The sequence below is a fragment of the Thalassococcus sp. BH17M4-6 genome, assembly GCF_049323015.1.
GTDB lineage: Bacteria > Pseudomonadota > Alphaproteobacteria > Rhodobacterales > Rhodobacteraceae > Puniceibacterium.
The window spans coordinates 192,974-217,378 of the sequence record NZ_JBMPGU010000008.1; the positions used below are offsets into that span (position 1 = coordinate 192,974).

Here is a 24,405-nt window from a genome sequence, read left to right on the forward strand (position 1 = left end):
CGCAGCACTGTCACGGTTTGATATAGGTATAGCCCTGCTGTTGCAGATGAGCGAGCTCCGCAACGCCCGATGGCACGATATCCTCTTCCCAGACGTCGAAAAGATCGTCGCTGTAGTTGATGTCGCGACCGACAAGCGTGTTGTTGCACACGTGGAACGACACGTTCTGCGACTTCAGGCTGCCGATGATCGTTTGCAGGGTGTCGTCCGACTTTGCGTTCATGACAAGGCCGACGCCGTTGCCGTGCATCACCACCTTGAGATCGAGGTTTTCGGCCCCCACGGCGTTGATGTGGTTCTGGATGTTGCGCATCGCACCCTTGTACGTCTTTGAATCCTCTCCGCCATTTCCGTTTATGTGGTAGACCACCTTCTGCTTGCCGTACCCGGCGTCCTGCGCCGCCAGCGGCCCGGCGAAGGCAAGAACGACGGCGAACAGAACTGCGATAAAACGAGTCATGGTATCCTCCCTTATGACCATGCCGGATCGTAGCAGAAGGTCGCGCGGCTGCGTCACGTTGTTTTTGAGAGTCGTGTACTCTGACCCCGCGTCAGAGGTTCCAGAGGATCAGCCAGGCCGACGGGATCGCCTCGAAGGCGAAATAGAGGATCGCCTTGGATTTCGGCGGGTCGTCGAGCGCGATGGACAGAAGTCGTCCGGCGCCGGCCCCGGCATAGGCCACCCCCAGCATGAGATAAGCCCAGGGTTCGCCCAGGATCAGACAGCCCAGCCCCAGCGCCACGAAGAGCCCGCCCGCCGAGGCGCGCAATTCGCTGAGCCCCATGGTGCTTTGCGTCGTGGTAAGGTGCAAGGCGCCCGCGGTGTAGCGCGGTGCGAGAAAACCGAAGAGCCCCAGCGCCACGGTCAGCAGGGCGAGGACGGGATTGATGAGATCGAGCATGGCGGTCCTTGGCGTTATTGAAGGACACAGGTAGGGCGGATCGCCCGCAGGGCGATACGAGAGACGCTGTCTCTCGTGCTCTCTGGAGGTATTTTGCCAAGAAGAAGGGGATCAGCCTGCGCGCGCGGCCAGAACGTCGCGCGCGAGCTGCCGGGTATAGCGTTCCAGGTCGTGCAGGCCGGTGTCGATCGCGGCGGCGTCGCGGTCGCGCAGGGCGGCGGCGATACGGCTGTGTCGCGCGATGATCTCGACCCGGCTGCGGGCGGTGAAAGTGATCATGTTCATCAGCGGCTGCATGCCTTCGACCGCGCCTGCGAGTTGGTAGGAGAGGACCGGGTTGGCCGCGCCGTCGACCAGAGCGCGGTGAAAGGCCACGTCTGAGGCGCAGAAAGCCTCGTCCGAGAGATCGGGGCGCGACTGGCGCGCGATTTCCGCCTGCAGGGCGGCAAGATGCGCGTCGGTTCGGCGTTTGGCGGCCAGCGGCGCGCAGGCGCGTTCGAGCGCGAAGCGCGCCTCGCAGGCGGTGTCGAAGCTGATGGCGTTCATCGACAAGAGCAGGGTCGATGTGGTGATCTGCTGGCCGTAGGCGTCGGGATAACTCAGGTGGTTGATGAAGGCGCCGCCGGTGGCGCCGCGCTGGGTGCGGATCAGGCTTTGCGCCGCCAGCCGCTTGAGTGCCTCGCGCACCGTCGGGCGGGAGACGCCGAACTGGTCGGCCAGCTCGGCCTCGGACGGCAGGCGGTCGCCCACCATGAGGCGCCCGGCCACGATGGAGGCACGGATGTCGCTGGCGATCTGGGCGGACAGGTCGGGTTTTTTCATTTGTCAGACAATTTGGATTTGCGCGCAATTTAGATGTCTGACATTCCTTTGGTCAAGCCACGAGTCGGGAGGACAGATGCAGGGGATCATTCGCAGCGGAGCCTGGCTGGCGTTCTTTGCCGCCATCTTGCTGGCCTGGGTGTTCCTGTACATGATGGCGATGGACATGGGGCTGGACCTTCTGGGTCGCCCCGATGCCATGGGCGAGGCGATGCGGGGCATGGATCCGCGCATGGACATGAAGATGCCGATGGCCGAGTTCGGGCCGCTGTTCACCATGTGGGCGATCATGATGGCGGCGATGATGCTGCCGACGCTGGTGCCGACCTTGCGCGCCTATGACGACCTCATTGTCAGCGCCGGGGCGACGCGGGCGGGCTGGCTGGGCGTGCTGGCGGGGTATTTCGCGGTGTGGGTCGGGTTTGCGGCGCTGATCGCGGCGGCGCAGCAGGCGCTTTTGTTCGCAGGCGTGGTGGACATGCTGGGCATCGGCACCTCGGCGCTGTTTCAGGGCGGGCTCTTGATCGTGGTGGGCGCGTTCCAGTTCACCCGGATCAAGCAGGTCTGCCACGGCGTCTGCCATGCGCCCACGGTCTATTTCCTCGGGCATTGGCGTGAGGGCGCGGTGGGCGGGCTGCGCATGGGGCTGGCCTTGGGCGCGTTCTGCGCGGTCTGCTGCTGGGGCTTCATGGCGCTTGGCTTTGTCGGTGGGGTGATGAACCTTGCGTGGATGGGCCTCGCCACGCTTTTCATGGTGCTGGAAAAGCTGCCTGACATCGGGTGGCGGGTGATGAAACCGATGGGCTTTGTGCTGATCGCGGCGGGTGTCGCGGTGGCAGGCTGGCCCCTGATTGCGGGAGGATGAGATGGCGGTGAAACGGGTGTCGGAATCGGACAAGCTGCCGATCAGTCAGCGGATCGACCAGCGCATGGCCAACCCCAAGCGGCGCAAGATGGTGCCGACGGAATGGGCCATCAAGGGCGAGCTGTTCCTGAACTGTTCGTGCGAGCTTTTCTGTCCCTGCGTGGTCAGCCTGGGGGCGCATCCCCCCACCGAAGGGCATTGCCACGCCTGGATGGCCATCGCCATCGACGAGGGGCATTACGAGGGCGAGGATCTGTCGGGGCTGAACGTCGGGCTGATGGTCGACATCCCGGGCCGCATGGCCGAGGGCGGCTGGAAGGTCGCGGCCTATGTGGACGAACGCGCCAGCGGCAAGGCCTATAACGGCATCCTGCAGATCTTTTCGGGGGCGGCCGGCGGCACGACGGGGCTGTTCACCATGCTGGTCAGCGACATCGTCGGGGCCGAGCGCGAGAAGGTCGAGATCGTGCGCGACGGCAGGAAACGCGGGCTTTACATCGGGCGCAAGATCCAGGGGGAGATCGAGATGATCGAGGGCGCGAGCCCCGATCATCCGGTGATGATCTCGAATTCCAAATACTGGATGGGGCCGGATATCATCGCGGCGCGGGGACTCAAGTCCAAGGTCAGGGATTTCGGCCGGATCTGGGATTTCGGCGGCAAATCCGCCGAGATCTGCCCGATCGACTGGAAGGGCCCCAAGCCGTGATGATCACGCCGGAGTATTGTGTTGCGATGGCGCGGTACAATGCCTGGCAAAACCGTCAGGTGAAGGCGGCGTTCGAGCGGCTTTCGGAGGCGACGCTGACCAAGAACCGGAAGGCCTTTTTCGGGTCGCTTCTGGGGACGGCGAACCATCTGCTTTGGGGCGATCTCATGTGGATGCACCGGCTGGACGGCGGCGCGGCGCCCGAGGGCGGGATCACAAAATCCGCCGCACTTTGCCCGTCGGCCGCCGACTGGGCGGTCAAGCGGTTCCGGGCCGATGCGCGCATCCTGCTCTGGGCCGAAGGTCTGAAGGCGGTGGACCTGACCGGGCCGCTGACCTGGTATTCGGCGGTGAAGAAGGTGGAGATCAGCAAATCGATGGGACTGTGTGTGATGCATCTTTTCAACCACCAGACCCACCATCGCGGCCAGATCCACGCGATGCTGACGCAGGCGGGGGCCGATGCGCCGGTGAGCGATCTGCCCTTCATGCCTGACGACGGGCCCTGGCTGTGATGGCCGGTGACGCGCGCGTGCCGCGACGCCCCACCCGCCATCCCGCAGGGCGATTTTTCATTCCAGGGAGGACGGAATGGCATTGATTGCACCTTCGCGGCGTTTGCGCAGGACGCCGTTTTCCGACGGCGTCGAGGCGGCGGGCGTCAAGGCCTACACGGTCTACAACCACATGCTGCTGCCGACGATGTTCCGTTCGGTCGAGGAGGACTACCGCCATCTCAAGGAGGCGGTGCAAGTTTGGGATGTCGCCTGCGAGCGGCAGGTGGAACTGCGCGGGCCCGATGCGGGCCGCCTGATGCAGATGCTGACGCCGCGCGATCTGCGCGGCATGCTGCCGGGGCAGTGCTATTACGTGCCCATCGTGGACGAGACCGGCGGCATGCTCAACGATCCGGTGGCGGTGAAGCTGACCGAGGACCGCTGGTGGATTTCGATTGCGGATTCGGACCTGCTGCACTGGGTCAAGGGCATCGTCTACGGCTTTCGCCTGGATGTTCTGGTGGACGAGCCGGACGTGTCGCCGCTGGCCGTGCAGGGCCCAAAGGCCGAGGATCTGATGGCGGCGGTCTTTGGCGACGCGGTGCGCAAGATCCGGTTCTTCCGGTTCGGTGTCTTCCAGTTCGAGGGGCGCGATCTGGTCGTGGCGCGGTCGGGCTATTCCAAGCAGGGCGGGTTCGAGATCTACGTCGAGGGCGGCGATATCGGCATGCCGCTTTGGAACGCGCTGATGGAGGCGGGGCAGAGCATGGACGTGCATGCGGGCTGTCCCAACCTGATCGAGCGGATCGAGGGCGGGCTTTTGTCCTATGGCAACGACATGACCCGCGACAACACCCCGCATGAATGCGGGCTGGGCCGGTTCTGCAACACCGCAACCGCAATCGGCTGCGTCGGGCGCGATGCGCTGCTGCGGGTGGCAAAGGAAGGACCCGTGCGGCAGATCTGTGCGTTGGATATCGGTGGCGAGCGCGTGCCGGGCTGCGACAGGCTTTGGCCGGTGATGGCCGGAGCCAGGCAGGTGGGCAATGTGTCGAGCGCCGCGTGGTCGCCGGATCACGACACCAACGTCGCAATCGGCATGGTGCGGATGACGCACTGGGATGCGGGCACCGAACTGCTGGTGCGCTGCCCCGACGGCGATCGGCCCGCGGTGGTGCGCGACGGGTTCTGGGCCTGAGAGAGGTTCGAGTTCAGCGGGCGCGGGGGGCCAGCCCCTCTTGTGCCCGGGTGATTTTGGAATGACGAAGCAGGGGGCTGGCCCTGCGGATTGAAAGGAATGCGCGATGTTCAAGGCATTGGTTGTAGAGAAGAACGATGAGGGCAAGACCTCGGCCTCGGTCAAGGAGATCAACCTCGACGATCTGCCAGAGGGCGAGGTCACGGTGGCGGTGGAGTATTCCACGGTGAATTACAAGGACGGCCTGTGCATCGGGCCGGGCGGTGGCTTGGTGCGGAATTATCCGCATGTGCCGGGCATCGACTTTGCCGGGACGGTCGAGGAAAGCTCGGACGACCGCTACAAGCCTGGCGACAAGGTGGTGCTGACCGGCTGGCGCGTGGGCGAGGCGCACTGGGGCGGCTATGCGCAAAAGGCGCGGGTCAAGGCAGACTGGCTGGTGCCGCTGCCCGACGGGCTGGATACGCGGCAGGCGATGGCGGTCGGGACCGCCGGGTTCACCGCGATGCTGGCGGTCATGGCGCTTGAGGATCACGGGCTGTCGCCGGACAAGGGCGAGGTGCTGGTCACCGGGGCCGCGGGCGGTGTCGGGTCCGTGGCGACCGCGATCCTGTCCAACCTCGGCTATGACGTGGCCGGTGTCACCGGACGGCCCGAAACGGCGGATTACCTCAAGGGCCTGGGCGCGACCAAGATCGTGCCGCGCGAAGACATCAACGAGACCGTGAAGCGCCCGCTGGAAAGCGAAAGCTGGGCGGGTTGCGTCGATGCGGTGGGCGGCGCCATGCTGGCGCGCGTGCTGGGGCAGATGAAATACGGCGCCTCGGTTGCGGCGGTCGGTCTTGCCGGTGGCGCGGGCTTGCCTGCGACTGTGGTGCCGTTCCTGCTGCGCGGTGTGAACCTGCTGGGCATCGATTCGGTCATGCAGCCCTATGACAACCGTCTGCGCGCCTGGACCCGGATCGCCAGCGATCTGCCGATGGACAAGCTCGAAGCGATGGTGCAGCCCGCGACGCTGGACGATCTGCCGAAGCTTGGTGCGGACATCCTGAAAGGTCAGGTGAAGGGCCGCGTGGTCGTCGACGTGAACGGCTGACCCGGGCTTGAGCCCCCAAATGCAAGACGCCCCGCCGATGACCGGCGGGGCGTTCCTTTTTTCTTAAAGGCCGGGCCTCAGCGCTTCTCGCTCATCAGCCCCTTGAGGATGGCCCAGCACATCAGCAGCAGCACCAGCGTGAACGGAAGGCCGGTCGAGATCACCATCGCCTGCAGCGATGACAAACCGCCGCCGATCAGCAGCACGATGGCCACCAGACCTTCGAACACGCACCAGAACACCCGCTGCGGTGCCGGCGCGTCGATCTTGCCGCCTGCGGTGATCGTGTCGATGACCAGCGAGCCCGAGTCGGACGAGGTCACGAAGAACACGATGACCAGCACGATGGCGATGGTCGAGGTGATCGAGGCCAGCGGCAGGTCGGCCAGCATCCCGAAGAGCGAAAGCTCGGGGCTGTAGCTGTCGATCACGTAGGCTTTCACCTGGCTGGCCGAGTTGGTCAGCACCTGTTCGATCGCCGTGCCGCCGAAGACGGCCATCCAGAGCACGCAGACGAGGCTGGGGATCAGGATCACACAGGTGACGAATTCGCGCACCGTGCGGCCACGGCTGACGCGGGCGATGAACATGCCGACGAAGGGTGACCAGCTGATCCACCAGGCCCAGTAGAAGGCGGTCCAGCCCTGACGGTAGCTGTCGTCTTCACGGCCGAACGGGTTCGACAGCGGAATAAGGTCCTTGGCATAGGCCACGAGCCCTTCGCCGAAACCGGTGAGGATCAGCAGCGTTGGGCCTGCCAGAAGCACGAAGAGCAGCAGCAGGGCGGCCACGACCATGTTGACCTCGGACAGGACCTTGACGCCGCCGTCCAGCCCGCGCAGCACCGATACCAGCGCCACGGCGGTGATCGCGCAGATCAGCACGACCTGGCTGGTGACGGTGTTGGGCACGCCGTACACGAACTCCAGACCCGCAACCGCCTGCTGCGCGCCGAAGCCGAGCGAGGTGGCGAGGCCAAAGAGCGTCGCAAAGACCGCCAGGGTGTCGATGATATGGCCGGTCCAGCCCCAGACGCGGTCCCCGAAGATCGGATAGAAGGCCGAGCGGATCGTGAGCGGCAGACCCTTGTTATAGGTAAACAGCGCCAGCGCCAGCGCCACCACCGCGTAGATCGCCCAGGGGTGCAGACCCCAATGGAAGATCGTGCCCGCAAGGCCGATGCTGCGCGACGCATCGACGTTTTCGGGGATCAGTGTGCCATCCTCGGTAAAGGGTGAGGGCACCCCAAGCGGCGAGGAAATCGCCATGTGATAGACCGGTTCGAGCACGCCGAAGAACATCAGGCCGATGCCCATGCCGGCGGCAAAGAGCATCGCGAACCAGCCGGTGTAGGTGTAATCCGGCGTGGCCTCGGTGCCGCCCAGCCGGACCGAACCCCAGGGGCTGACGATCAGGAACAGGCAGAAGATCACGAAGATGTTGGCCGAAATCAGGAAAAACCAGTCGAAAGTGCTGGTCAGCCAGGGCCGAAGCGCGCCGAACATGTTGGTCGCCTGTTCCTGGAACAGCAGCGCATAGGCCACGAAGGCCACCACGCTCAGCCCCGAGATCAGGAAGACCGGGTTGTGGATGTCAAAGCCGAACGGGCCGACCTGACCATCGATGTTGTCCTGACCGATGTCGTAATCGGTGTCGATCAGGTTGACGTCTCCGTCCGGCGTCGGAACGCCTTCGGGCATGGATTGATCTGACAAGTCACTGTCCTCCGTGTTGTTGTTTTCAGAAGCCTGCGGCCCCCCGTTCGGGATCGGCTTCACGCGGATCGGCAGCCCCCCGGGGCCTGCCTTGGATCGCCTAAGCATGCCGCTTTGGGCAGTGAATGGCCACCCCCGGACCGCTGCATGCTCACAGACGTAGCAATTGCTTTTGAAAACGACTTCTGCAAGGGTTTGCGCCTAAACAAAAATCGCCCGCAATGCGGGCTGCTCCGCAAACGCGGGCAGGGAGGGGACAAGATGACAATCAAACCACCGCTGACGGAGTTGCCGATCAAGACGGCAGACTCCGGCTTTTATCGAGGATTCACCAAGGACGTGACGATCACGGCCAAGATCGCCGTGGGCGCGCTCATCCTCTGGGCCATCGCCTTTCCGGACAATGCGGCGTCGATGCTGGGGGCGCTCAACAGCATCATCCTCGCGGGCTTTGGCGCCTGGTATGTCTACGTGATGGCGTTTTTCGTCATTCTGTGTTTCGCGCTGGCGATTTGGCCCACGGCCGGACGGCTGAAGCTCGGCCAGCCCAGCGACGAGCCGGAGTTCGGCAATTTCTCTTGGTTTTCGATGATGTTCGGCGCGGGCATCGGCATCGGCATGCTGACCTTCGCCACCGCCGAGCCGATGTATCATTTCGCCAAGAACCCCGCGACGATCCAGGGGCTGACCGAAGGCAGCACCGCCGGGAACGTGCGTGATGCCTATATCTGATCCTTCACCCACTGGGGGCTGGCGGCCTGGGCCTCCTATGCCATCGTCGGTTTGGCACTGGGCTATTTTTCGTACCGGCGGGGCCTGCCGCTGACCATCCGGTCGGCCCTGGCGCCGCTCTTCGGCAAGACCCTGTCGGGTCCGCTGGGCCATGTGGTCGACGTGGTCGCGGTGGTGGCGACGGTTCTTGGCGTGGCGCAGACGCTGGGCTTCGGCGTCGAACAGTTCATCGCGGGGCTGAGCCGCATCGGCATGGGCGACTGGCTTTATTCCCTGAATGATGCGGGCGAGCAAAGCTCTTCGACCCTGGCGATCATCGTGGCGCTGGTGGTGATCATGGGCGCCTCGACCCTGTCGGCGCTGTCGGGTGTGGGCAAGGGCATCAAATGGCTGTCCAACATCAACATGGGGCTGAGCTTTTTCGTGCTGGCCTTCTTCATCATCTTCGGCTCGACGCTCTTTGGTCTGCAGGCGCTGTTCCTGGGGATCTGGGATTACCTGCTGTCGATTCCCGGCAACATCTTCACCGTCTGGAACGCCGACGGGACCGAGGTCGGTGACGCGCTGGCCGGATGGCAGGGCGGCTGGACGATCTTCTACTGGGCGTGGTGGATTGCCTTTGCCCCCTTCGTCGGCGTGTTCCTTGCGCGGATTTCAAAGGGGCGGACGATCCGCGAATACGTGCTCGGTGCGATGATCGTGCCCGCGGTCATGTGCTTTGTCTGGTTCGCCCTGGTGGGCGGCACCGCCATCGACCTGGAGCTTTCGGGCGTGGCCGATGGGGCCATTCAGGGCGCGGGGCAGGAGGATCAGCTTTTCGCGATGTTCGCGGTGATGCTGAGCGACAGCCTGGCCTGGATCATGTCGGTGATCGTTGTGATCCTGCTGCTGACCTATCTGGTGACGTCCGCGGACTCGGCCGTGCTGATCATCAACACGATCAACGCCGCCGGCGACGAAGGCCCCAAGGCCCGCCCGCATATTCTGTTCTGGGGGGCGGCGCTGGCGCTGGTCGTGGGTGGCCTGATCATCGCGGGCGGTCTGGGCGCGATCCAGACCGCGATGGTGATTGGCGCACTGCCGTTCAGCCTGGTGATGGTGCTGATGGGCATTTCGCTGATCAAGGCGATCTGGAATGACGGACGCCGCCAGGCGCAGGGCATTCCGACGACCGAAGAAGGCATCGCCGCGGCGGAGTGATCCGCAGGACATGAGATTTGGAAAGGCCCCGACAAGTAAATGTCGGGGCCTTTTCTGTCCAGGTCTTGCCAGCGCCGCCCCGTGGGGCCGGTGCGGCGGTCGCAAGCGGCCTTGATTCCGTGCGGGGCGATGAAATTAACCGTCCGCTCTCGGAAACGGACACGCCAACGTGTCCGACCGGCTGAGCGGGGTAGGCTCGTGCCGACAAGGGGGAACGTCGCGCCCAGCTTGACCCTTTGCGCAATCACCGCTTTGTTGGCCCGGGGTTATGAGGGGGCAGATTATGCTGGATATCGATTTTGTCAGGGCGCAATTTCCGGCTTTCGGGGTGGAGGCGCTCCGCGATCAGGCGTTTTTCGAGAATGCCGGCGGGTCCTATGCCTGCGGGCAGGTGGTGGACCGGCTGACCCGCTTTTACCGCGAACGCAAGGTGCAGCCCTACGCGCCTTATCCGGCGTCGGAACTGGCGGGGGCCGAGATGGACGAGGCCCGCACCCGCCTTTCGGCCCTTCTGGGGGTCGAGCCGGAAGAGCTGTCCTTTGGCCCCTCGACCACGCAGAACACCTACGTGCTGGCGCAAGCCTTTCGCAAATTCATGCAGCCCGGAGAGGCGATCATCGTCACCAACCAGGATCACGAGGCCAATTCCGGCCCCTGGCGGCGGCTGGCCGAGGACGGGATCGAGATCCGCGAATGGCGGATGGATCCGGACACCGGGCATCTCAATCCCGATACGCTGGAGGATCTGCTGGACGAATCCGTGCGGCTGGTCTGTTTTCCGCATTGCTCGAACGTGGTGGGCGAGATCAATCCGGTGGTCGAGATCACCGCCCGCGCCCATGCGGCGGGGGCCTTCGTCTGCGTCGACGGGGTCAGCTATGCGCCGCACGGCCTGCCGGACGTAGGCAGCCTGGGGGCCGACATATACCTCTTTTCGGCCTACAAGACCTACGGGCCGCACCAGGGTCTGATGGTCATCCGCCGCGCCCTGGCCGAGGCGTTGCCGAACCAGGCGCATTTCTTCAACGCCGACGCGCTTTACAAGCGGTTCACCCCGGCGGGGCCGGATCACGCGCAGGTCGCGGCCTGCGCGGGCATCGCCGATTACATCGAGGCGCTGGCGGCGCATCACGGCGTGGCCCCGGACGGCGTGCACGACCTGATGCGCGCGCAGGAGGTGCGGCTGTTGCAGCCCCTGTTGGATGCGCTGAGCGATCGCAACACCCTGCGCCTTCTGGGCCCCGCCCGCGCCGAGGACCGCGCGCCAACGGTCGCGGTCGATCTGGGCCGTCCGGCCGAGCCGGTGGCGGCGGAACTGGCCAGCCATGGCATCATGGCGGGGGGCGGGGATTTCTATGCCGTGCGCGCGCTCAAGGCCTTGGGCGTGGACCACGATAAGGGGGTGCTGCGGATGAGCTTTGTGCACTACACGACCGAGGATGAGGTCGCCCGCCTGATCACCGCGTTGGACGCGGTGCTGTGAGGTCAGGTTTGACCTTGCGCGCTGCGCGCTATGTTGCCGGTTTGACGGAATAAAACGGGCGATACCTTGGCAGATACTTCTCCGATCATCCTGTGGATCAGGCGCGACCTGCGGTTGAGCGATCACGCGGCGCTGGATGCCGCGGTCTCGACCGGCCGTCCGGTCGTGCCGGTCTTTGTACGCGACGGTCTGGTCGACGCGCTCGGCGCCGCGCCGAAATGGCGTCTGGGGCTGGGGCTGGACTATTTCGCCCAGGCGCTGAAGGACAAGGGATCGCGGCTGATCCTGCGCTCGGGCGACGCGCTGGAGGTGTTGCAAGCGGTGATCAAGGACACCGGTGCAAGCGCCGTCTACTGGATGCGCGCCTATGATCCCGACAGCGTGGACCGTGATACCAAGATCAAGGAAACTTTGAAGGATCAGGATGTTGCGGCGCAAAGCTTTGCCGGGCACCTGATGTTCGAACCCTGGACGGTCGAAACCAAGGCGGGCGGCTTTTACAAGGTCTACACGCCCTTCTGGAACATGGTGAAGTCGCGCGACGTGGCGGCCCCGAAATCGGCGCCGTCCGAGATCGCCGCCCCCGACAGCTGGCCCGAAAGCGAGGCGCTGGACGACTGGGCGCTGGGGGCTGCGATGCAGCGCGGCGCCGACGTGGTGCGCCCTTTCGTGCAGTTGGGCGAAGGGGCGGCGCAGGCGCGGCTGGGGGCCTTCATGGGATCCAAGGTGGCCGATTACGACACCACCCGCGATCTGCCCGCGGTCGACGGCACATCGAACCTGTCGGAAAACCTGGCCTTGGGCGAAATCAGCCCGCAGCAATGCTGGCACGCAGGTCTGCGCGCCCGCGAGGAAGGCAAAGCCGGGGCTGAAACCTTTCTCAAGGAACTGGTGTGGCGCGAATTCGCGTATCATCTGATGTGGCACACCCCGCGTATCCTGTCTGACAACTGGCGCGAGGATTGGGATGCCTTCCCCTGGAACGAGGATGAGCGCAAGGCCGAGGTCAAGGCCTGGAAACAGGGGCGCACCGGCATCCGCTTTGTCGATGCCGCCATGCGCGAGCTTTACGTCACCGGCCGCATGCACAACCGGGGGCGGATGATCGTGGCAAGCTATCTGACCAAGCACCTGATGTGTCACTGGAAGATCGGCATGCGCTGGTTCGAGGATTGCCTGATCGACTGGGATCCGGCATCGAACGCGATGGGCTGGCAATGGTCCGCAGGTTCCGGCCCGGACGCCACACCCTATTTCCGCGTGTTCAACCCGGTGACCCAGCTTGACAGGTTCGACAAGGACCGCGCCTACGTCCACCGCTGGCTGGGCGAACCGGGCGCGAAACTTTCCGGTGACGCGGCCCGTTACTTCGAAGCCATACCAAAAAGCTGGAACATGGCGCCGGACGACCCCTATCCCGAACCGGTGGTCGCGGCGGACGAGGGGCGCGAACGCGCGCTGGCAGCATATGAAAACAGGGACTTCTAACCTATGACATTCGTGAACACCTGCCCGCCGGGCACCCCCGGCGACCGATTTTCCGGTACGGATGAAAGGCGGGCCGACGGGGCCGTGCTGACCGATGCGAGCGGTCAGACAGGGCTGCCGCGCTATTTTGCCCGCGTTTTCGAGATGGCCAAGGGCATGAACAAGGGTCGGCTGGATTTCACGCTTCCCGACGGCCGCCGCTTTCGCGCCGAGGGGCGCAACCCGGGTCCGGTGGCCGAACTGGACATCCACAACCCCGACATTTTCGCCCGGCTTATCCGAGAAGGCGATCTGGGCTTTTGCGACGCCTACTTGGACGGGTGGTGGAGCACGCCGGACCTCATGGCCTTCATGGACCTCGTGCATGCCGATAACGACGACATGTACGACGGCTTTCCCGGCATGGGGCTGGTGCGGGCGTTCGAGCGGCTGCGCTTCTGGTGGCAGGGCAATTCCAAACGTCAGGCGAAAAAGAACATCAGCTACCACTACGATCTGGGCAACGAATTCTACAAGTTGTGGCTGGATGACACGATGACCTATTCCAGCGCCCTGTTTGAGACCGGCAAGGAAAGCACAGAGGCCGCGCAGATCGCGAAATATGCCAGCATGGTAGACCAGATGGGTGCCAAGCCGGGCGATCACGTGCTGGAAATCGGCTGCGGCTGGGGGGGCTTTGCCGAATATGCCGCCAAGGAGCGTGGGCTGCGCGTGACCGGGCTGACCATCAGCCGCGAACAGTACAACTACGCCGTGGAGCGGATTGAAAAGGCTGGGCTTTCTGACCGCGTGACCTTCAAGCTCCAGGATTACCGCGACGAGCGCGGCACCTACGACGGCATCGCCAGTATCGAGATGTTCGAGGCGGTGGGCGAGAAATACTGGCCGATCTATTTCGACACCGTGCGCGAGCGGCTGAAGCCCGGGGCCAACGCAACGCTGCAGATCATCACCGTCCAGCACCGGCGCTGGAAGGTCTACAAGCGCGGCCCGGATTTCATCCAGAAATACATCTTTCCGGGCGGCATGCTGCCCAGTCCGGTGGTCCTGCGCGAAGAGATCGGCAAGGCCGGGCTCAAGGTCGCGCGATCGGTGGAATTCGGCAAAAGCTACAGCGAGACGCTGCGCCGCTGGCACGAAACTTTCAACGACAGGTGGGACGAAGTCGCGCGTCTGGGCTTTGACGACCGGTTCCGCCGGATGTGGAATTTTTATCTGACCTCTTGTGCGGCGACCTTTCACAGCGGTAACTGTGATGTGACACAGATCACGATCACAAGGCCGAGTTGACCCATGCCCACAGCCGCACGCCTGTTTGCCGCCATCTGTCTGGCAATCCTGGGCTTCGTGGTGTCGGGCATGATCAAGCAGGTGATGCCGCCGTCGACGAACTTTGGCATCTTTTCCTACGTCAACGCTTTTATCGGCCTGGTGTGTGGCTGGGTGATCGTCGGCAGCCGCGCCGGGCGTGGCACGGCGGCCGCCATCTCGAACGGCTTCACCGGCATGGTGGCGATGGTCCTGATCGGTCTGGGCGTGCAGGCGATCAACGAGATGACGCGCCTGGCGATGAAACACCGCTTTGACGGGCCGGTTGAGGCGTTCGCCGCGATCTTTGAGCTGGGCATCGAATACGGCAGCATCATGCTGACGGCGCCCATCGTGTTGACGCTGTTCGTCGGCGCGATCGTTACCGGGCTGGTCACGGAATTCGCCGCGCGCAACTATCGGTGACGCACGTGCCCGATCTGTTCTTTTACGGCACGCTGTGCCATCTGCCGCTTCTGCATCAAGTGCTGGGGCACGACCGGGTGAAATGCCTGCCCGCAACGCTGCCCGATCATGAAAGCCGCTGGGTGGCAGATAACGCCTTTCCGATGATCCAGAACGCTCCGGGGCAGGCGGCCCGTGGGCTGTTGGTGCGTGGGCTGGGGGACGACGATCTGGCCCGGCTCGATTTCTACGAAGGCGGGTTCGGCTACGATCTGCGCGCTGTGACGGTGCAGACCGACGAGGGCGCGGCCCCGGCGCAGGTCTATTTCCCGCAGCCGGGGCTCTGGCAGCCCGGCGCGCCCTGGTCGCTGACGGACTGGCAGGAAAAATGGGCCGCCGTGACGCTGTCAGCCGCGGAAGAGGCGATGGCCCGCTACGGCATCGCCCCGCCCGAAGAGGTGCGGCCGCTGATGCCGTTCTTCCGCGCCCGGGGCTGGGCGCGCCAGCTTGCCGCGACACCGGCGCCGCAGACCCTGCGCAGCCGGATGACGCTGGACGATGTCGAGATCCTGCGCCACCGCAAAGGGTATGACGGGTTTTTCCGCATCCGCGCCGTCGACCTCCAGCACCGCCGCTTTGACGGCGGCCGCAGCCATCCAGTGTCGCGCGAGATGTTCATCGCCTTCGACGCCGCGCTGGTGCTGCCCTACGACCCGCAGCGCGACGAGGTGCTGTTGATCGAACAGCTGCGATACGGCCCGATCGGGCGCGGGGATCCTGCGCCTTGGGTGCTGGAACCGATTGCCGGGCTGGTCGACGCGGGCGAAGACCCCGCCGATTGCGCCCGCCGCGAAGCCGGGGAGGAGGCGGGGCTGACCTTGGGCGATCTGCGCCCGATGGCGCGGGTCTATGCCTCCCCGGGCTATACCAGCGAGTTCTTTCATTGCTTTCTGGGGCTTTGCAGTCTTGCGGACTACCGCACCGGTCTGGGCGGGCTCGACAGCGAGAACGAGGATATCCGCAGCCACGTGATCCCCTTCGACAGGGCGATGGAGCTGATCACGACAGGCGAGATCAATGCCGGACCGCTGGTGATGATGATGCTGTGGCTGGCGCAGCACCGTGCAGGGCTGCGCGCGGCGGCTTGAGTTCCGCCCGCCGCCCGCCTAAACCGACACAAACACTTGGGAAGGGGAACGCGCCATGCGTATCGCGTCTGATCTGGCCAGCGCCGTCGGGAACACACCGCTGATCCGCCTCAACAAGGCGTCCGACGCCACCGGTTGCGAGATCCTCGGCAAGGCCGAGTTCATGAACCCCGGCCAGTCGGTCAAGGACCGCGCGGCGCTTTTCATCATCAAGGACGCGGTGGAAAAAGGCCTGCTGAAGCCCGGCGGCACGATTGTCGAAGGCACCGCCGGCAACACCGGTATTGGCCTTGCGCTTGTGGGTGCCTCGATGGGCTTTCGCACCGTGATCGTGATCCCGGAAACGCAAAGCCAGGAAAAGAAGGACATGATCCGCCTGGCGGGGGCCGAACTGGTCGAAGTGCCGGCAGCCCCCTACAAGAACCCCAACAATTATGTCCGGTATTCCGGCCGCCTGGCCGAGGAGATGGGCCGCAATTCGAACAAGGGCGTGATCTGGGCCAACCAGTTCGACAACGTCGCCAACCGTCAGGCCCATATCGAAACGACGGGCCCCGAGATCTGGGAGCAGACCGACGGCAAGGTCGACGGCTTTATCTGCGCCGTGGGGTCGGGCGGCACAGCGGCAGGTGTGGGCGCGGCGTTGCAGCCCAAGGGGGTCAAATGCGGTATTGCCGATCCGATGGGGTCGGGGATCTACACGCTCTATACCGAAGGTGCCGCCAACGCGACCGGCGGGTCGATCACCGAAGGCATCGGGCAGGGGCGGATCACCGCCAACCTCGAAGGGTTCAAGCCCGACTACCTTTGCCAGGTCACGGATGAAGAGGCGCTGCCCATCGTCTTTGACCTGCTCAGCGAAGAGGGGCTGTGCCTTGGCGGGTCGAGCGGCATCAACGTCGCGGGCGCGATGAGGATGGCGCGCGAACTGGGGCCCGGCCATACCATCGTCACCATCCTGTGCGATTACGGCACGCGCTATCAGTCCAAGCTCTTCAATCCCGAGTTCCTTGAGGCCAAGGGCCTGCCGGTGCCGAACTGGCTGCATGGCGCCCCCGCCAGCATCCCCGGCGTGTTCGAGGACGTGTAATCGTGTTGCGCTGGCTGCTGTCCATCGCCGCCCTGATCCTGTGCCTTGCCACCGGCGCGGCAGAGGCGCAGCGCGGGCCGGATACGGAGCGCACGCCGGATTACAACGTCTGGGAGAACGTTGCGGAACGTGCCGAACAGTCGATCAGCGAAGGGCAGGCGTCTGATACCGCGCTCGAGGATTTGCGCAGCGAAATCGTCGCCTTCCGCGAACAATTCCTTGAGGCGCAGGGCGCCAACAGTCAGCGCATCCAGACGCTGCAATCGCAGCTCGACGCGCTTGGCGACCCGCCCGAAAACGGCGAGGAAGTGCCAGAAATCGCCGACCGCCGGGCACAGCTGCAAGAGCAGCTTGCCACCCTGCGCGCGCCGGTGCTGGCCGCGGAAGAGGCCTATACCCGCGCCGACGGGCTGATCGGCGAGATCGATAACACCATCCGCACCCGGCAGGCCAACCAGCTTTTCGAACTGGGGCCCGCGCCGATCAATCCGACGCTCTATCCCGGCGCGCTGCGGGACCTGTCGTCGTCGGTCACGACGCTCTGGTCGGAACTGCACGAGGCCTGGATGTCGCCGGTGCGCCAGACCGACCTGCGCCAGGCGCTGCCGGTGGTCATCGGCCTGCTGGTGCTGTCGGTCGTCCTGCTGATGCGCGGGCGCGAATGGGTGACGCGGCTTGTGCAAAGCCTGCGCCGCCGCACCCGGCCCGGCACCGGCGTCTGGAGCTTTCTGGCTTCATTCGGGCAGATCCTCGTGCCGCTTGCTGGCATCTTCACCCTGTCGGCGGCGTTGTCCGCGACCGGGATGATCGGGGCGCGAGGCGAACTGCTGCTCGACCGTCTGCCGGTCTGGGCGGCGGTGCTGCTGGTCATCCGCTGGCTGGCCGAACAGGTGTTTCAGAAGGGCGATGCCCCGTCCGGCACCCTGCAGCTCAGCGCCAAGCACCGCGTCGAGGGGCGGTTCTATGCCAACGTGCTGGCGGGCCTTCTGGTGTTGCGCGGCATCCGCATGTCGCTGACCGAGTTCGACGATTATTCGCCGTCGACGGTGGCGGTGCTGCAATTCCCGATCGTCGTGATCTGCGCGCTGATGCTGTTCCGGCTGGGGCAGATCCTGCGGCAGGCGGAAACCTCCGAATCCGATGGCACCGGCTTCGACGGTCCGGGCTTCCGGCTGGGTCTGGCGCGGTACCTGGGCCTTTTGGCGATGGCCGCAGGCTGCATCGGGCCGGTGCTGTCGGCGGTGGGCTATGCGCGGGCCGGCGAATACCTGGTCTTCCCGATGATCGCCACGCTGGCGCTGGCGGCGCTGCTGATCGTGCTGCAGCGCTTTGCCAACGACCTGTTCGAGCTGTTCACCGGGCGCCCCGCCTCGGACGGCGATTCTCTGGTTCCGGTGCTCGCGGGTTTTGCGCTGGCGGTGGCCTCGCTGCCGCTGCTGGCGCTGATCTGGGGCGCGCGCGTGGCCGACATGACCGAGATCTGGGCCCGCTTCCGCGAAGGCTTCCTGATCGGCGAGACACGTATTTCCCCGACCGATTTCCTGACCTTCCTGCTGGTCTTTGCCGTGGGATACGGGCTGACCAAGCTCTTGCAGGGCGGTTTGCGGTCCTCGGTCCTGCCGCGCACGCGCATCGACATCGGCGGGCAGAACGCGCTGCTGTCGGGCATCGGTTATGTGGGTATCTTTATCGCCGCGCTGGTGGCGATCACCGCGGCGGGCATCGATCTGACCGCGCTGGGGTACATCGCGGGCGCCCTGTCGCTGGGTATCGGCTTTGGCCTGCAGAACGTGGTGTCGAACTTCGTCTCGGGCATCATCCTGCTCATTGAACGACCGATCGGCGAAGGTGACTGGATCGAGGTCAACGGCAACATGGGCACGGTCAAGGATATCTCGGTCCGCTCGACACGGATCGAAACCTTCGACCGCACCGACGTCATCGTGCCCAATGCCGATCTGGTGTCGGGCACCGTCACCAACTACACCCGCGGCAACACGCTGGGCCGCGTGATCGTGTCGGTGGGGGTGGCCTACGGCACGGACACCCGCAAGGTGGAAAGCATCCTGACCAGTATCGCCCGCGAACATCCGCTGGTGATGATGAACCCCGAACCCTTCATCTATTTCAAGGGCTTCGGCGCGGATTCTCTGGATTTCGAAATCCGCGCCATCCTGTCCGATGTGCTCAATATTCTGGTCGTGCAGAACGAGATGCATCACGAGATCGCCAAGCGCTTCGCCGAAGAGGGGATCGAGATTCCGTTTGCGCAGCGCGACATCTGGTTGCGCAATCCCGAGGCGCTGCGCAGCGGCACGGCACCCGAGGATCGGCCGTTGGCCCGGTCGGCGGCCTCGTCGGGATCGGGCAGCGGCAACACGGATGAACGTACCGCCGGCATGCAGTCCGACCCCCCGGACGCGCCCGACGGGCCGGATGGCGACCGGTGACCGCCCCGCTTTTCCGCGACGACCCCTACCTGCGCGACTGCGAGGCGCAGGTTACGGGCATCACCCCCGAAGGCGGCATCGTTTGCGACCAGACGGTGTTTTACGCGACCGGCGGCGGCCAGCCCGGCGACAGCGGCTGGATCGACTGGGGGCAGGGACCGGTGGCCATCGCCACCTGCGTCAAGGCCGGGGATGAGGCGTTGGCGCTGGTCCCGGCGGAACCCGCGGCCCTGCCTGCGGTGGGCACCCGGATCACCCAGCGGCTCGACTGGGACCGGCGGCACCGGCAAATGCGCGTTCACACGGCGCTGCACCTGCTGTCTGTTGTGATCCCGCTGCCGGTCACCGGCGGTCAGATCTCGGCCGGCAAGGGGCGGCTCGATTTCCAGATGCCCGATCCGCCCGAGGACCGCGACGGAATCGAGGCGGCGCTCAATGCCCTGGTCGACCGCGACCTTGCCGTGACCGAGGACTGGATCACCGAGGCCGAGCTTGTGGCCAACCCCGGCCTGGTCAAGACCCTGTCGGTGCAGCCCCCGCGCGGCGCGGGCACCATCCGTCTGGTGCGGATCGGGCAGGGCCGCGGCCAGGTCGACCTGCAGCCCTGCGGCGGCACGCATGTCGCGCGCACCGCAGAAATCGGCCAGTTGCGCCTCGGCAAGATCGAAAACAAGGGCAGGCAGAACCGCCGCGTGAACCTGCTTCTGGATCGCTGATCCTGGCCGCTGGAAAGGCCCGGCGAGCGTCGTTCCGGCGTGCGCAGTCGTCAAACGCGCAAGGCCGCGGGCTTTTTGTGAAAACCGTGCTTGCAAGTAGTGCGCTAGATTGGATAGACACCGCCCGACGGAGCGGTGGCCGAGTGGTCGAAGGCGCACGCCTGGAAAGTGTGTAGGCGGGAGACCGTCTCCAGGGTTCGAATCCCTGTCGCTCCGCCACTTACCCTTGCGAAAGCGTTCTCCCGATCCGGCTACGGCCGGATTTTTCCGTTGTTTTCGAGGGTTGTGCGGGAGGGGCTGAGCACTGGCACCTGCGCCAGGAGCCCCGGAAACGGTCTCTCCGGGCCGATATTCTCCGGACCTGATGACTGCGCGGATTTGGTGAATAGTCTGTAAGGCGTTGGTTCTTATGCGGTTTTCTGGAGAGTGAAAAATGTCTTCAATGCCAGTCTCGTTTGGTCACATGGAACTGAAATCGGAATTCTTGACCCGCTGTCGGCCAGTAGGCTGGTGAGATCGCGGCAGCGCAGCATTCGACACCAAGGGCGGATTCCGGTCATTAGCTGCGGGTGCGAAATGCAGAATTACTCTGGCCGGAAGCGGTCGTTCACAGCATCGGTGCCCTGCAAACAAGAACTGGACGACGGCAGATACAATGTGGTCTATCGAGTAGCGGGTAGAGCATCTTTGAAACGCATAAAACGGGGCCAACGAAATGCAGTTTGATGGCGCTGTCTTCGCCGTCAGCAAAGAGGACCTTGGTTTAGGATTCGGCTATGTGGGAGAAGCCCGCGCATCGGAAGATTGAAGGTACGGCAAGGCCTCTGCGCGTAGCATACCTCGTAGATTTGGCTACGTGCGAAGACCTATTGATCGACAAGATCATTGCCGAGAGTTTCAGTCGTTGGTCTGGTCGACGCACTCCGATTATCTCTGCATCCCCGGATGGGGTTGATCCTGCTTATGCGTCGTGGCTGAATGCATTCGATGCTGACTTAATTTATAGTTTTGCCAATCTGACTGACGACGCTATCGGCTTGCTAGACGAAGAGTTGGCTCCCGGAATCCTTCACCATCATGAGGACAGGTATCGCGACCCTGAAGGCGAGCGCCGATATGACATTGAGCTTCCACTCCAAGGATTGTCTTGTCTTTCTGTGTTGCCAATGTTCGCTAGTCGGCGCTGGGGTTTCGGCGATAAACCGCAAGACATTTTGAGCTTTGACAAGTTCTGGGATGGATCCGATGACATGTTTGTCCGTGAAAATTTTGGATTTCTTTCAACCAGCTTTGGCAACGGTCAACTCGCTGACTCAGCCCCGGAGTTATTTAAGTGTTTGACGTTGATCTCAGCGAAATCACTTGCAAACCGCCAGTACGGCAAGAGCGAGCACGCCAAATATGAAAGTGACCCTCGCGCCTTTTTGCAGGCTCTTGCAGAACCTGGAGCGGTTCTACCACCCTGCCAATTGTCAGAGATGTTTTGTCACTATCTTGAACCGAAGAATTCTTTAAAGCGAACTGGTGTCAACGTCATCGTCGGGGATGAAGTTGCGGATCGTTTAGTGTTTTGGAATGGCCACAACCGATTTCCTCGGAATGCGCTAACCGGTACATCATCCATTCGCATGTCAGTCGCGCAAGCAAAAGACACCGAATTCTTGAAACTAGTTGGGCGTTTCTTGGACCGCCGTGGAATCCAAGGTGAACAGGACGCGCCTGTTGCTACTGTCAGATCAACTTCGCTGACAGAGGATGAACTCGCTGACATTGCTGAGCGCATCAAGCCAGAAGGCAAGACGTGGCAACGCTTTGCAACCGAAGCAATCTCAGATGCTGACTGGGCAATTCCCGAGTTTTGGGAAGAGCGGACTTACTTCACAACTGGCTCGGCGGCCATCTCGCGGGAACCAAAGGGTCAGCAGAGAAGTGAACTAGAAAATGGTCGCTCGGACCTCCCGCTCGCGACGCCTTGGCACTTGTCTGAAAACTATTTGCCGCCCAGCGTCCGTGAAGGTCAGTGGATGGTAGATTTGTTGATTGAGCGGGAGATCGATCACTGCAAGTTCTCGAATGTTGTCCACGAGTGGATCATGCCTCGCAGGCTTCGTATTGACCCATTTTTTTCCATCAACCGGGAGAGTTCATCTTCTCGTATTCATCAGAGATACTGTCAGAGGCCAACGAGGTCTGGGCGTTTGAGTGCTTCGATAGAACTAGCAGTCCGACAAGCGTCATTAACAGTCCCGAACGATGATAATGCCTTCTTCGGCGCACTGCTGGACTTTCAAAGGAACCGTTTCCTTCGGACACGAGGGAACAAAGTTGCCCTTCAGAAGCCACCTCCTCCAAAGGTTATGGATGCAAAGTATTCCGACAAGGGCCGATATCTGCTTGGCACCCTACAGCATTTTGGCAATTTGCCTGATGCGTTTCAAACACTGATGCATGGTTTTTGGCGAGAAGGGCTCCGAAGGTTAGGTGCTGACCCCTCGCACTTGGATGATGAGCTGGAAGCCAGATTTCAAAAAATCATGGCCAAGCGATTGCGTGCAGCCAATGAAGAATGGGAAGTGAATAGCCAAGATGACCGGCAAAAAGTTGCAAAGGAAGCGTTGAGGATTGCCTCTCAGATACGACGTCCGGAACGCTTTGTGCGGTATGACAAGCTAGCTTCGCGCTATAGCGACCTGGTCAAGAAATTCATTGAAGAGAACCCGCATGTGAAAGAAGGCCTAATAGAGGAGTATCTTTCAGCAGGTGAGTTGGATGCGTCAATCCAGTACCTCTGCGAGCGAAAAATCCTGTTTCAGGGTCACGAATGGCAATGTCATAATTGCTTCAACAAGAATTGGGTCTCAATTGATGACTTGTCCAGCTTGATGACGTGCAATGTTTGCCAAAATAAAGAACTTCCGCCTGTTTCGGGAGGGTGGCAGTTCAAGGCAAGCGGCTTCTTTGTCGAGGCTTATAGCGACCATGGAACCGAACCAGCAATATGGGCACTGTGGCAGCTTGCAGAGCGCGCGAAAGCTTCATTCTATTTCTTACCATCTACATTGATCTGGTTCGACGGACATCGAGAAGATGGTCCCAATGACTGTGAGATCGACCTTCTCGCGGTGGTGGATGGCGAAACAGTCGCGGTTGAAGCGACAACTTCCAAAAATCTAAAAGAGTCAGAAATCGTGAAACTCGCGGCGTTTGCAGCAAGGGTCCGCCCAGACAAATTATACATTGTCTGCGGTGCAGATGGCCAGAATGCACGTGTGCGACTTTCAACAAGGATTAGGAGCCGCTTGCCGGAGGCGGTGGCAGTTGAAGTCGCGACTTACGAAGTTTCAAGCGAGCGCAGCGACCCTTATGATCAGCCCCAGTTGAGTGGTCCGATCTGATTGTTAGTGCATGACTGGCCTTTGGTCCATCTGAACGATGGCTTCTGGCGCTGGCGGGCGGTAGCCCAGAGCACTATGTGGGCGTTTCGTGTTGTAGTGCTTCCTCCATTCTTCGATCAATATTTGCGCCTCGCGTAGGCTGTAGAAGATTTCGCCGTTCAAGAACTCATCCCGGAACCGGGCATTGAAGCCTTCACAATATCCGTTCTCCCAAGGCGACCCGGGTTCGATGTAAGCGGTCTTTGCTCCGACAGCCTCGATCCAGTCCCGCACGGCCTGAGCAACGAACTCCGGGCCATTGTCAGACCGAATGAACGACGGGATGCCGCGCAGGATGAACAGGTCGCTCAAGGTGTCGATGACCTTGCCCGAGTTCAGCTTGCGATCCACACGGATGGCCAAACATTCTCGGCTGTATTCATCGATGATGTTGAGCGTGCGGAACGCCTTTCCATCTTCGGTGCGGCAATGCACGAAGTCATAGCTCCAGACATGATCGCGCCGTTCCGGCCGAAGCCGGACACACGATCCGTCATTGAGCCAGAGCCTCCCTTTCTTCGGTTGTTTCATTGGCACTTTCAGCCCCTCTCGTCGCCACAGCCTTTCGACCCGCTTATCGTTCACATGCCAGCCAGCGTCTCTCAGCAGCGCAGCGATCCGACGATAGCCGTATCGGCCATACTGCCGGGTCAGTTCGATCATGTCGGCCACCAATCGTTCTTCATCCCGGCGGCCAACTGGCACCCTGCGCTGTGTGGATCGGTGCTGTCGCAGTACCCGGCAGGCGCGGCGTTCCGAGACATTCAGCTCGGCACGAACGCGATCAATGCAAGCACGGCGACGAGCGGGGCTTAGAAGTTTCCCTTTGCGGCCTCTGCAAGGATCAGCTTGTCCAACGTCAGATCGGAAACAGCTTTGCGCAGCCGCTCGTTCTCTTTCTGAAGCCGCTTCAATTCCTTCAACTGGTCTGTGCCCATTCCACCGTACTTCTTCTTCCACCGGTAGTAGGTCTGTTCAGTCACGCCAATCTGCCGGATCGCATCCAGTCGCGGCAGACCTTGCCCCGTCAGAACCTCAACTTGCCGTAATTTCGTGACAATCTCCTCGGGCTTTGGTCGCTTGTTGGCCATGTGTTTCCTCCGTTTTCCTAAACATAGCGGAGGACCACTTCAGTGGGGGAGGACCA

The 24,405-nt window shown here is 62.8% G+C and carries 19 protein-coding genes, 1 tRNA gene and 1 pseudogene; 16 read left to right on the plus strand and 5 right to left on the minus strand.

All coding sequences use genetic code 11. From position 1 onward, the window contains the following. Positions 1-10: 10 nt before the first annotated feature. The 3 genes from ACOXXX_RS13320 to ACOXXX_RS13330 all read right to left on the minus strand — a co-directional run bounded on the left by ACOXXX_RS13320 (position 11) and on the right by ACOXXX_RS13330 (position 1,724). The gene (locus ACOXXX_RS13320) at positions 11-460 is read right to left on the minus strand and encodes a DsrE family protein (protein ID WP_422827084.1); all 450 of its coding nucleotides are present in this window, start codon (positions 458-460) and stop codon (positions 11-13) included. A 91-nt stretch (positions 461-551) separates the two neighbouring features. Beyond that, positions 552-902 carry a DUF4345 family protein gene (locus tag ACOXXX_RS13325; RefSeq protein ID WP_422827085.1) on the minus strand — a complete coding sequence of 117 codons (351 nt, stop codon included), beginning with the start codon at positions 900-902 and terminating at the stop codon, positions 552-554. A 111-nt stretch (positions 903-1,013) separates the two neighbouring features. After that, the gene (locus ACOXXX_RS13330; RefSeq protein WP_422827086.1) at positions 1,014-1,724 is read right to left on the minus strand and encodes a FadR/GntR family transcriptional regulator; all 711 of its coding nucleotides are present in this window, start codon (positions 1,722-1,724) and stop codon (positions 1,014-1,016) included. Positions 1,725-1,800: 76 nt separating this feature from the next. Here ACOXXX_RS13330 and ACOXXX_RS13335 point away from each other — a divergent pair, with 76 nt between their 5' ends. From ACOXXX_RS13335 to acuI, 5 genes are all read left to right on the plus strand, one after another. Next, a complete protein-coding gene (locus ACOXXX_RS13335; protein ID WP_422827087.1) occupies positions 1,801-2,589 on the plus strand; it encodes a DUF2182 domain-containing protein in 789 nt (262 codons plus the stop codon). Position 2,590: 1 nt separating this feature from the next. Next, a complete protein-coding gene (locus tag ACOXXX_RS13340; RefSeq protein WP_422827088.1) occupies positions 2,591-3,298 on the plus strand; it encodes a DUF1326 domain-containing protein in 708 nt (235 codons plus the stop codon). Continuing rightward, entirely contained in the window at positions 3,298-3,813 is a 516-nt protein-coding gene (locus ACOXXX_RS13345) for a DinB family protein (RefSeq protein ID WP_422827109.1), read from the plus strand. The genes ACOXXX_RS13340 and ACOXXX_RS13345 overlap by 1 nt, the downstream gene beginning before the upstream one ends. Positions 3,814-3,889: 76 nt before the next feature. Further along, complete coding sequence (locus ACOXXX_RS13350) at positions 3,890-4,993, plus strand: dimethylsulfoniopropionate demethylase (protein ID WP_422827089.1); 1,104 nt, start codon at positions 3,890-3,892, stop codon at positions 4,991-4,993. Positions 4,994-5,099: 106 nt separating this feature from the next. Further along, complete coding sequence (gene acuI, locus ACOXXX_RS13355; RefSeq protein WP_422827090.1) at positions 5,100-6,089, plus strand: acryloyl-CoA reductase; 990 nt, start codon at positions 5,100-5,102, stop codon at positions 6,087-6,089. Between the two features lie 77 nt (positions 6,090-6,166). Here acuI and ACOXXX_RS13360 read toward each other — a convergent pair whose 3' ends face one another. Continuing rightward, a complete protein-coding gene (locus tag ACOXXX_RS13360) occupies positions 6,167-7,789 on the minus strand; it encodes a BCCT family transporter (protein ID WP_422827110.1) in 1,623 nt (540 codons plus the stop codon). A 276-nt stretch (positions 7,790-8,065) separates the two neighbouring features. Between ACOXXX_RS13360 and ACOXXX_RS13365 the strand changes: the two are divergent. From ACOXXX_RS13365 to ACOXXX_RS13415, 11 genes and pseudogenes are all read left to right on the plus strand, one after another. Further along, positions 8,066-9,736: pseudogene (locus ACOXXX_RS13365) on the plus strand (BCCT family transporter). Between the two features lie 283 nt (positions 9,737-10,019). Next, the gene (locus ACOXXX_RS13370; protein ID WP_422827091.1) at positions 10,020-11,219 is read left to right on the plus strand and encodes an aminotransferase class V-fold PLP-dependent enzyme; all 1,200 of its coding nucleotides are present in this window, start codon (positions 10,020-10,022) and stop codon (positions 11,217-11,219) included. Positions 11,220-11,285: 66 nt separating this feature from the next. Beyond that, positions 11,286-12,707 carry a cryptochrome/photolyase family protein gene (locus tag ACOXXX_RS13375; protein ID WP_422827092.1) on the plus strand — a complete coding sequence of 474 codons (1,422 nt, stop codon included), beginning with the start codon at positions 11,286-11,288 and terminating at the stop codon, positions 12,705-12,707. Positions 12,708-12,710: 3 nt separating this feature from the next. After that, a complete protein-coding gene (locus ACOXXX_RS13380; protein ID WP_422827093.1) occupies positions 12,711-13,997 on the plus strand; it encodes a class I SAM-dependent methyltransferase in 1,287 nt (428 codons plus the stop codon). Positions 13,998-14,000: 3 nt separating this feature from the next. Then, positions 14,001-14,441, plus strand: a complete 441-nt coding sequence (locus ACOXXX_RS13385) for a TrgA family protein (protein WP_422827094.1) — start codon at positions 14,001-14,003, stop codon at positions 14,439-14,441. A gap of 5 nt (positions 14,442-14,446) precedes the next feature. After that, positions 14,447-15,568: an NUDIX domain-containing protein gene (locus ACOXXX_RS13390; protein ID WP_422827095.1), complete on the plus strand. Its 1,122-nt coding sequence runs from the start codon at positions 14,447-14,449 to the stop codon at positions 15,566-15,568. Between the two features lie 55 nt (positions 15,569-15,623). Next, positions 15,624-16,658, plus strand: a complete 1,035-nt coding sequence (locus ACOXXX_RS13395; protein ID WP_422827096.1) for a cysteine synthase A — start codon at positions 15,624-15,626, stop codon at positions 16,656-16,658. Between the two features lie 2 nt (positions 16,659-16,660). Beyond that, positions 16,661-19,108: a DUF3772 domain-containing protein gene (locus ACOXXX_RS13400; RefSeq protein WP_422827097.1), complete on the plus strand. Its 2,448-nt coding sequence runs from the start codon at positions 16,661-16,663 to the stop codon at positions 19,106-19,108. Next, positions 19,105-19,824 (plus strand): alanyl-tRNA editing protein, encoded by a 720-nt coding sequence (locus ACOXXX_RS13405; protein WP_422827098.1) that lies wholly within the window; start codon positions 19,105-19,107, stop codon positions 19,822-19,824. The genes ACOXXX_RS13400 and ACOXXX_RS13405 overlap by 4 nt, the downstream gene beginning before the upstream one ends. 129 nt (positions 19,825-19,953) lie before the next feature. Then, positions 19,954-20,043: transfer RNA gene (locus ACOXXX_RS13410), tRNA-Ser, on the plus strand. Positions 20,044-20,693: 650 nt separating this feature from the next. Next, on the plus strand, positions 20,694-23,219 hold the full coding sequence (locus ACOXXX_RS13415; RefSeq protein WP_422827099.1) for a hypothetical protein: 2,526 nt from the start codon (positions 20,694-20,696) through the stop codon (positions 23,217-23,219). 3 nt (positions 23,220-23,222) lie between these two features. Here the strand turns inward: ACOXXX_RS13415 and ACOXXX_RS13420 are convergent. Then, positions 23,223-24,349, minus strand: a protein-coding gene (locus ACOXXX_RS13420; protein ID WP_422824954.1) for an IS3 family transposase whose coding sequence is annotated in 2 segments (ribosomal slippage) — positions 23,223-24,085 and positions 24,085-24,349 — 1,128 coding nt in all. Because the reading frame shifts where the segments join, the coding sequence is not laid out codon by codon here. Positions 24,350-24,405 lie beyond the last annotated feature (56 nt).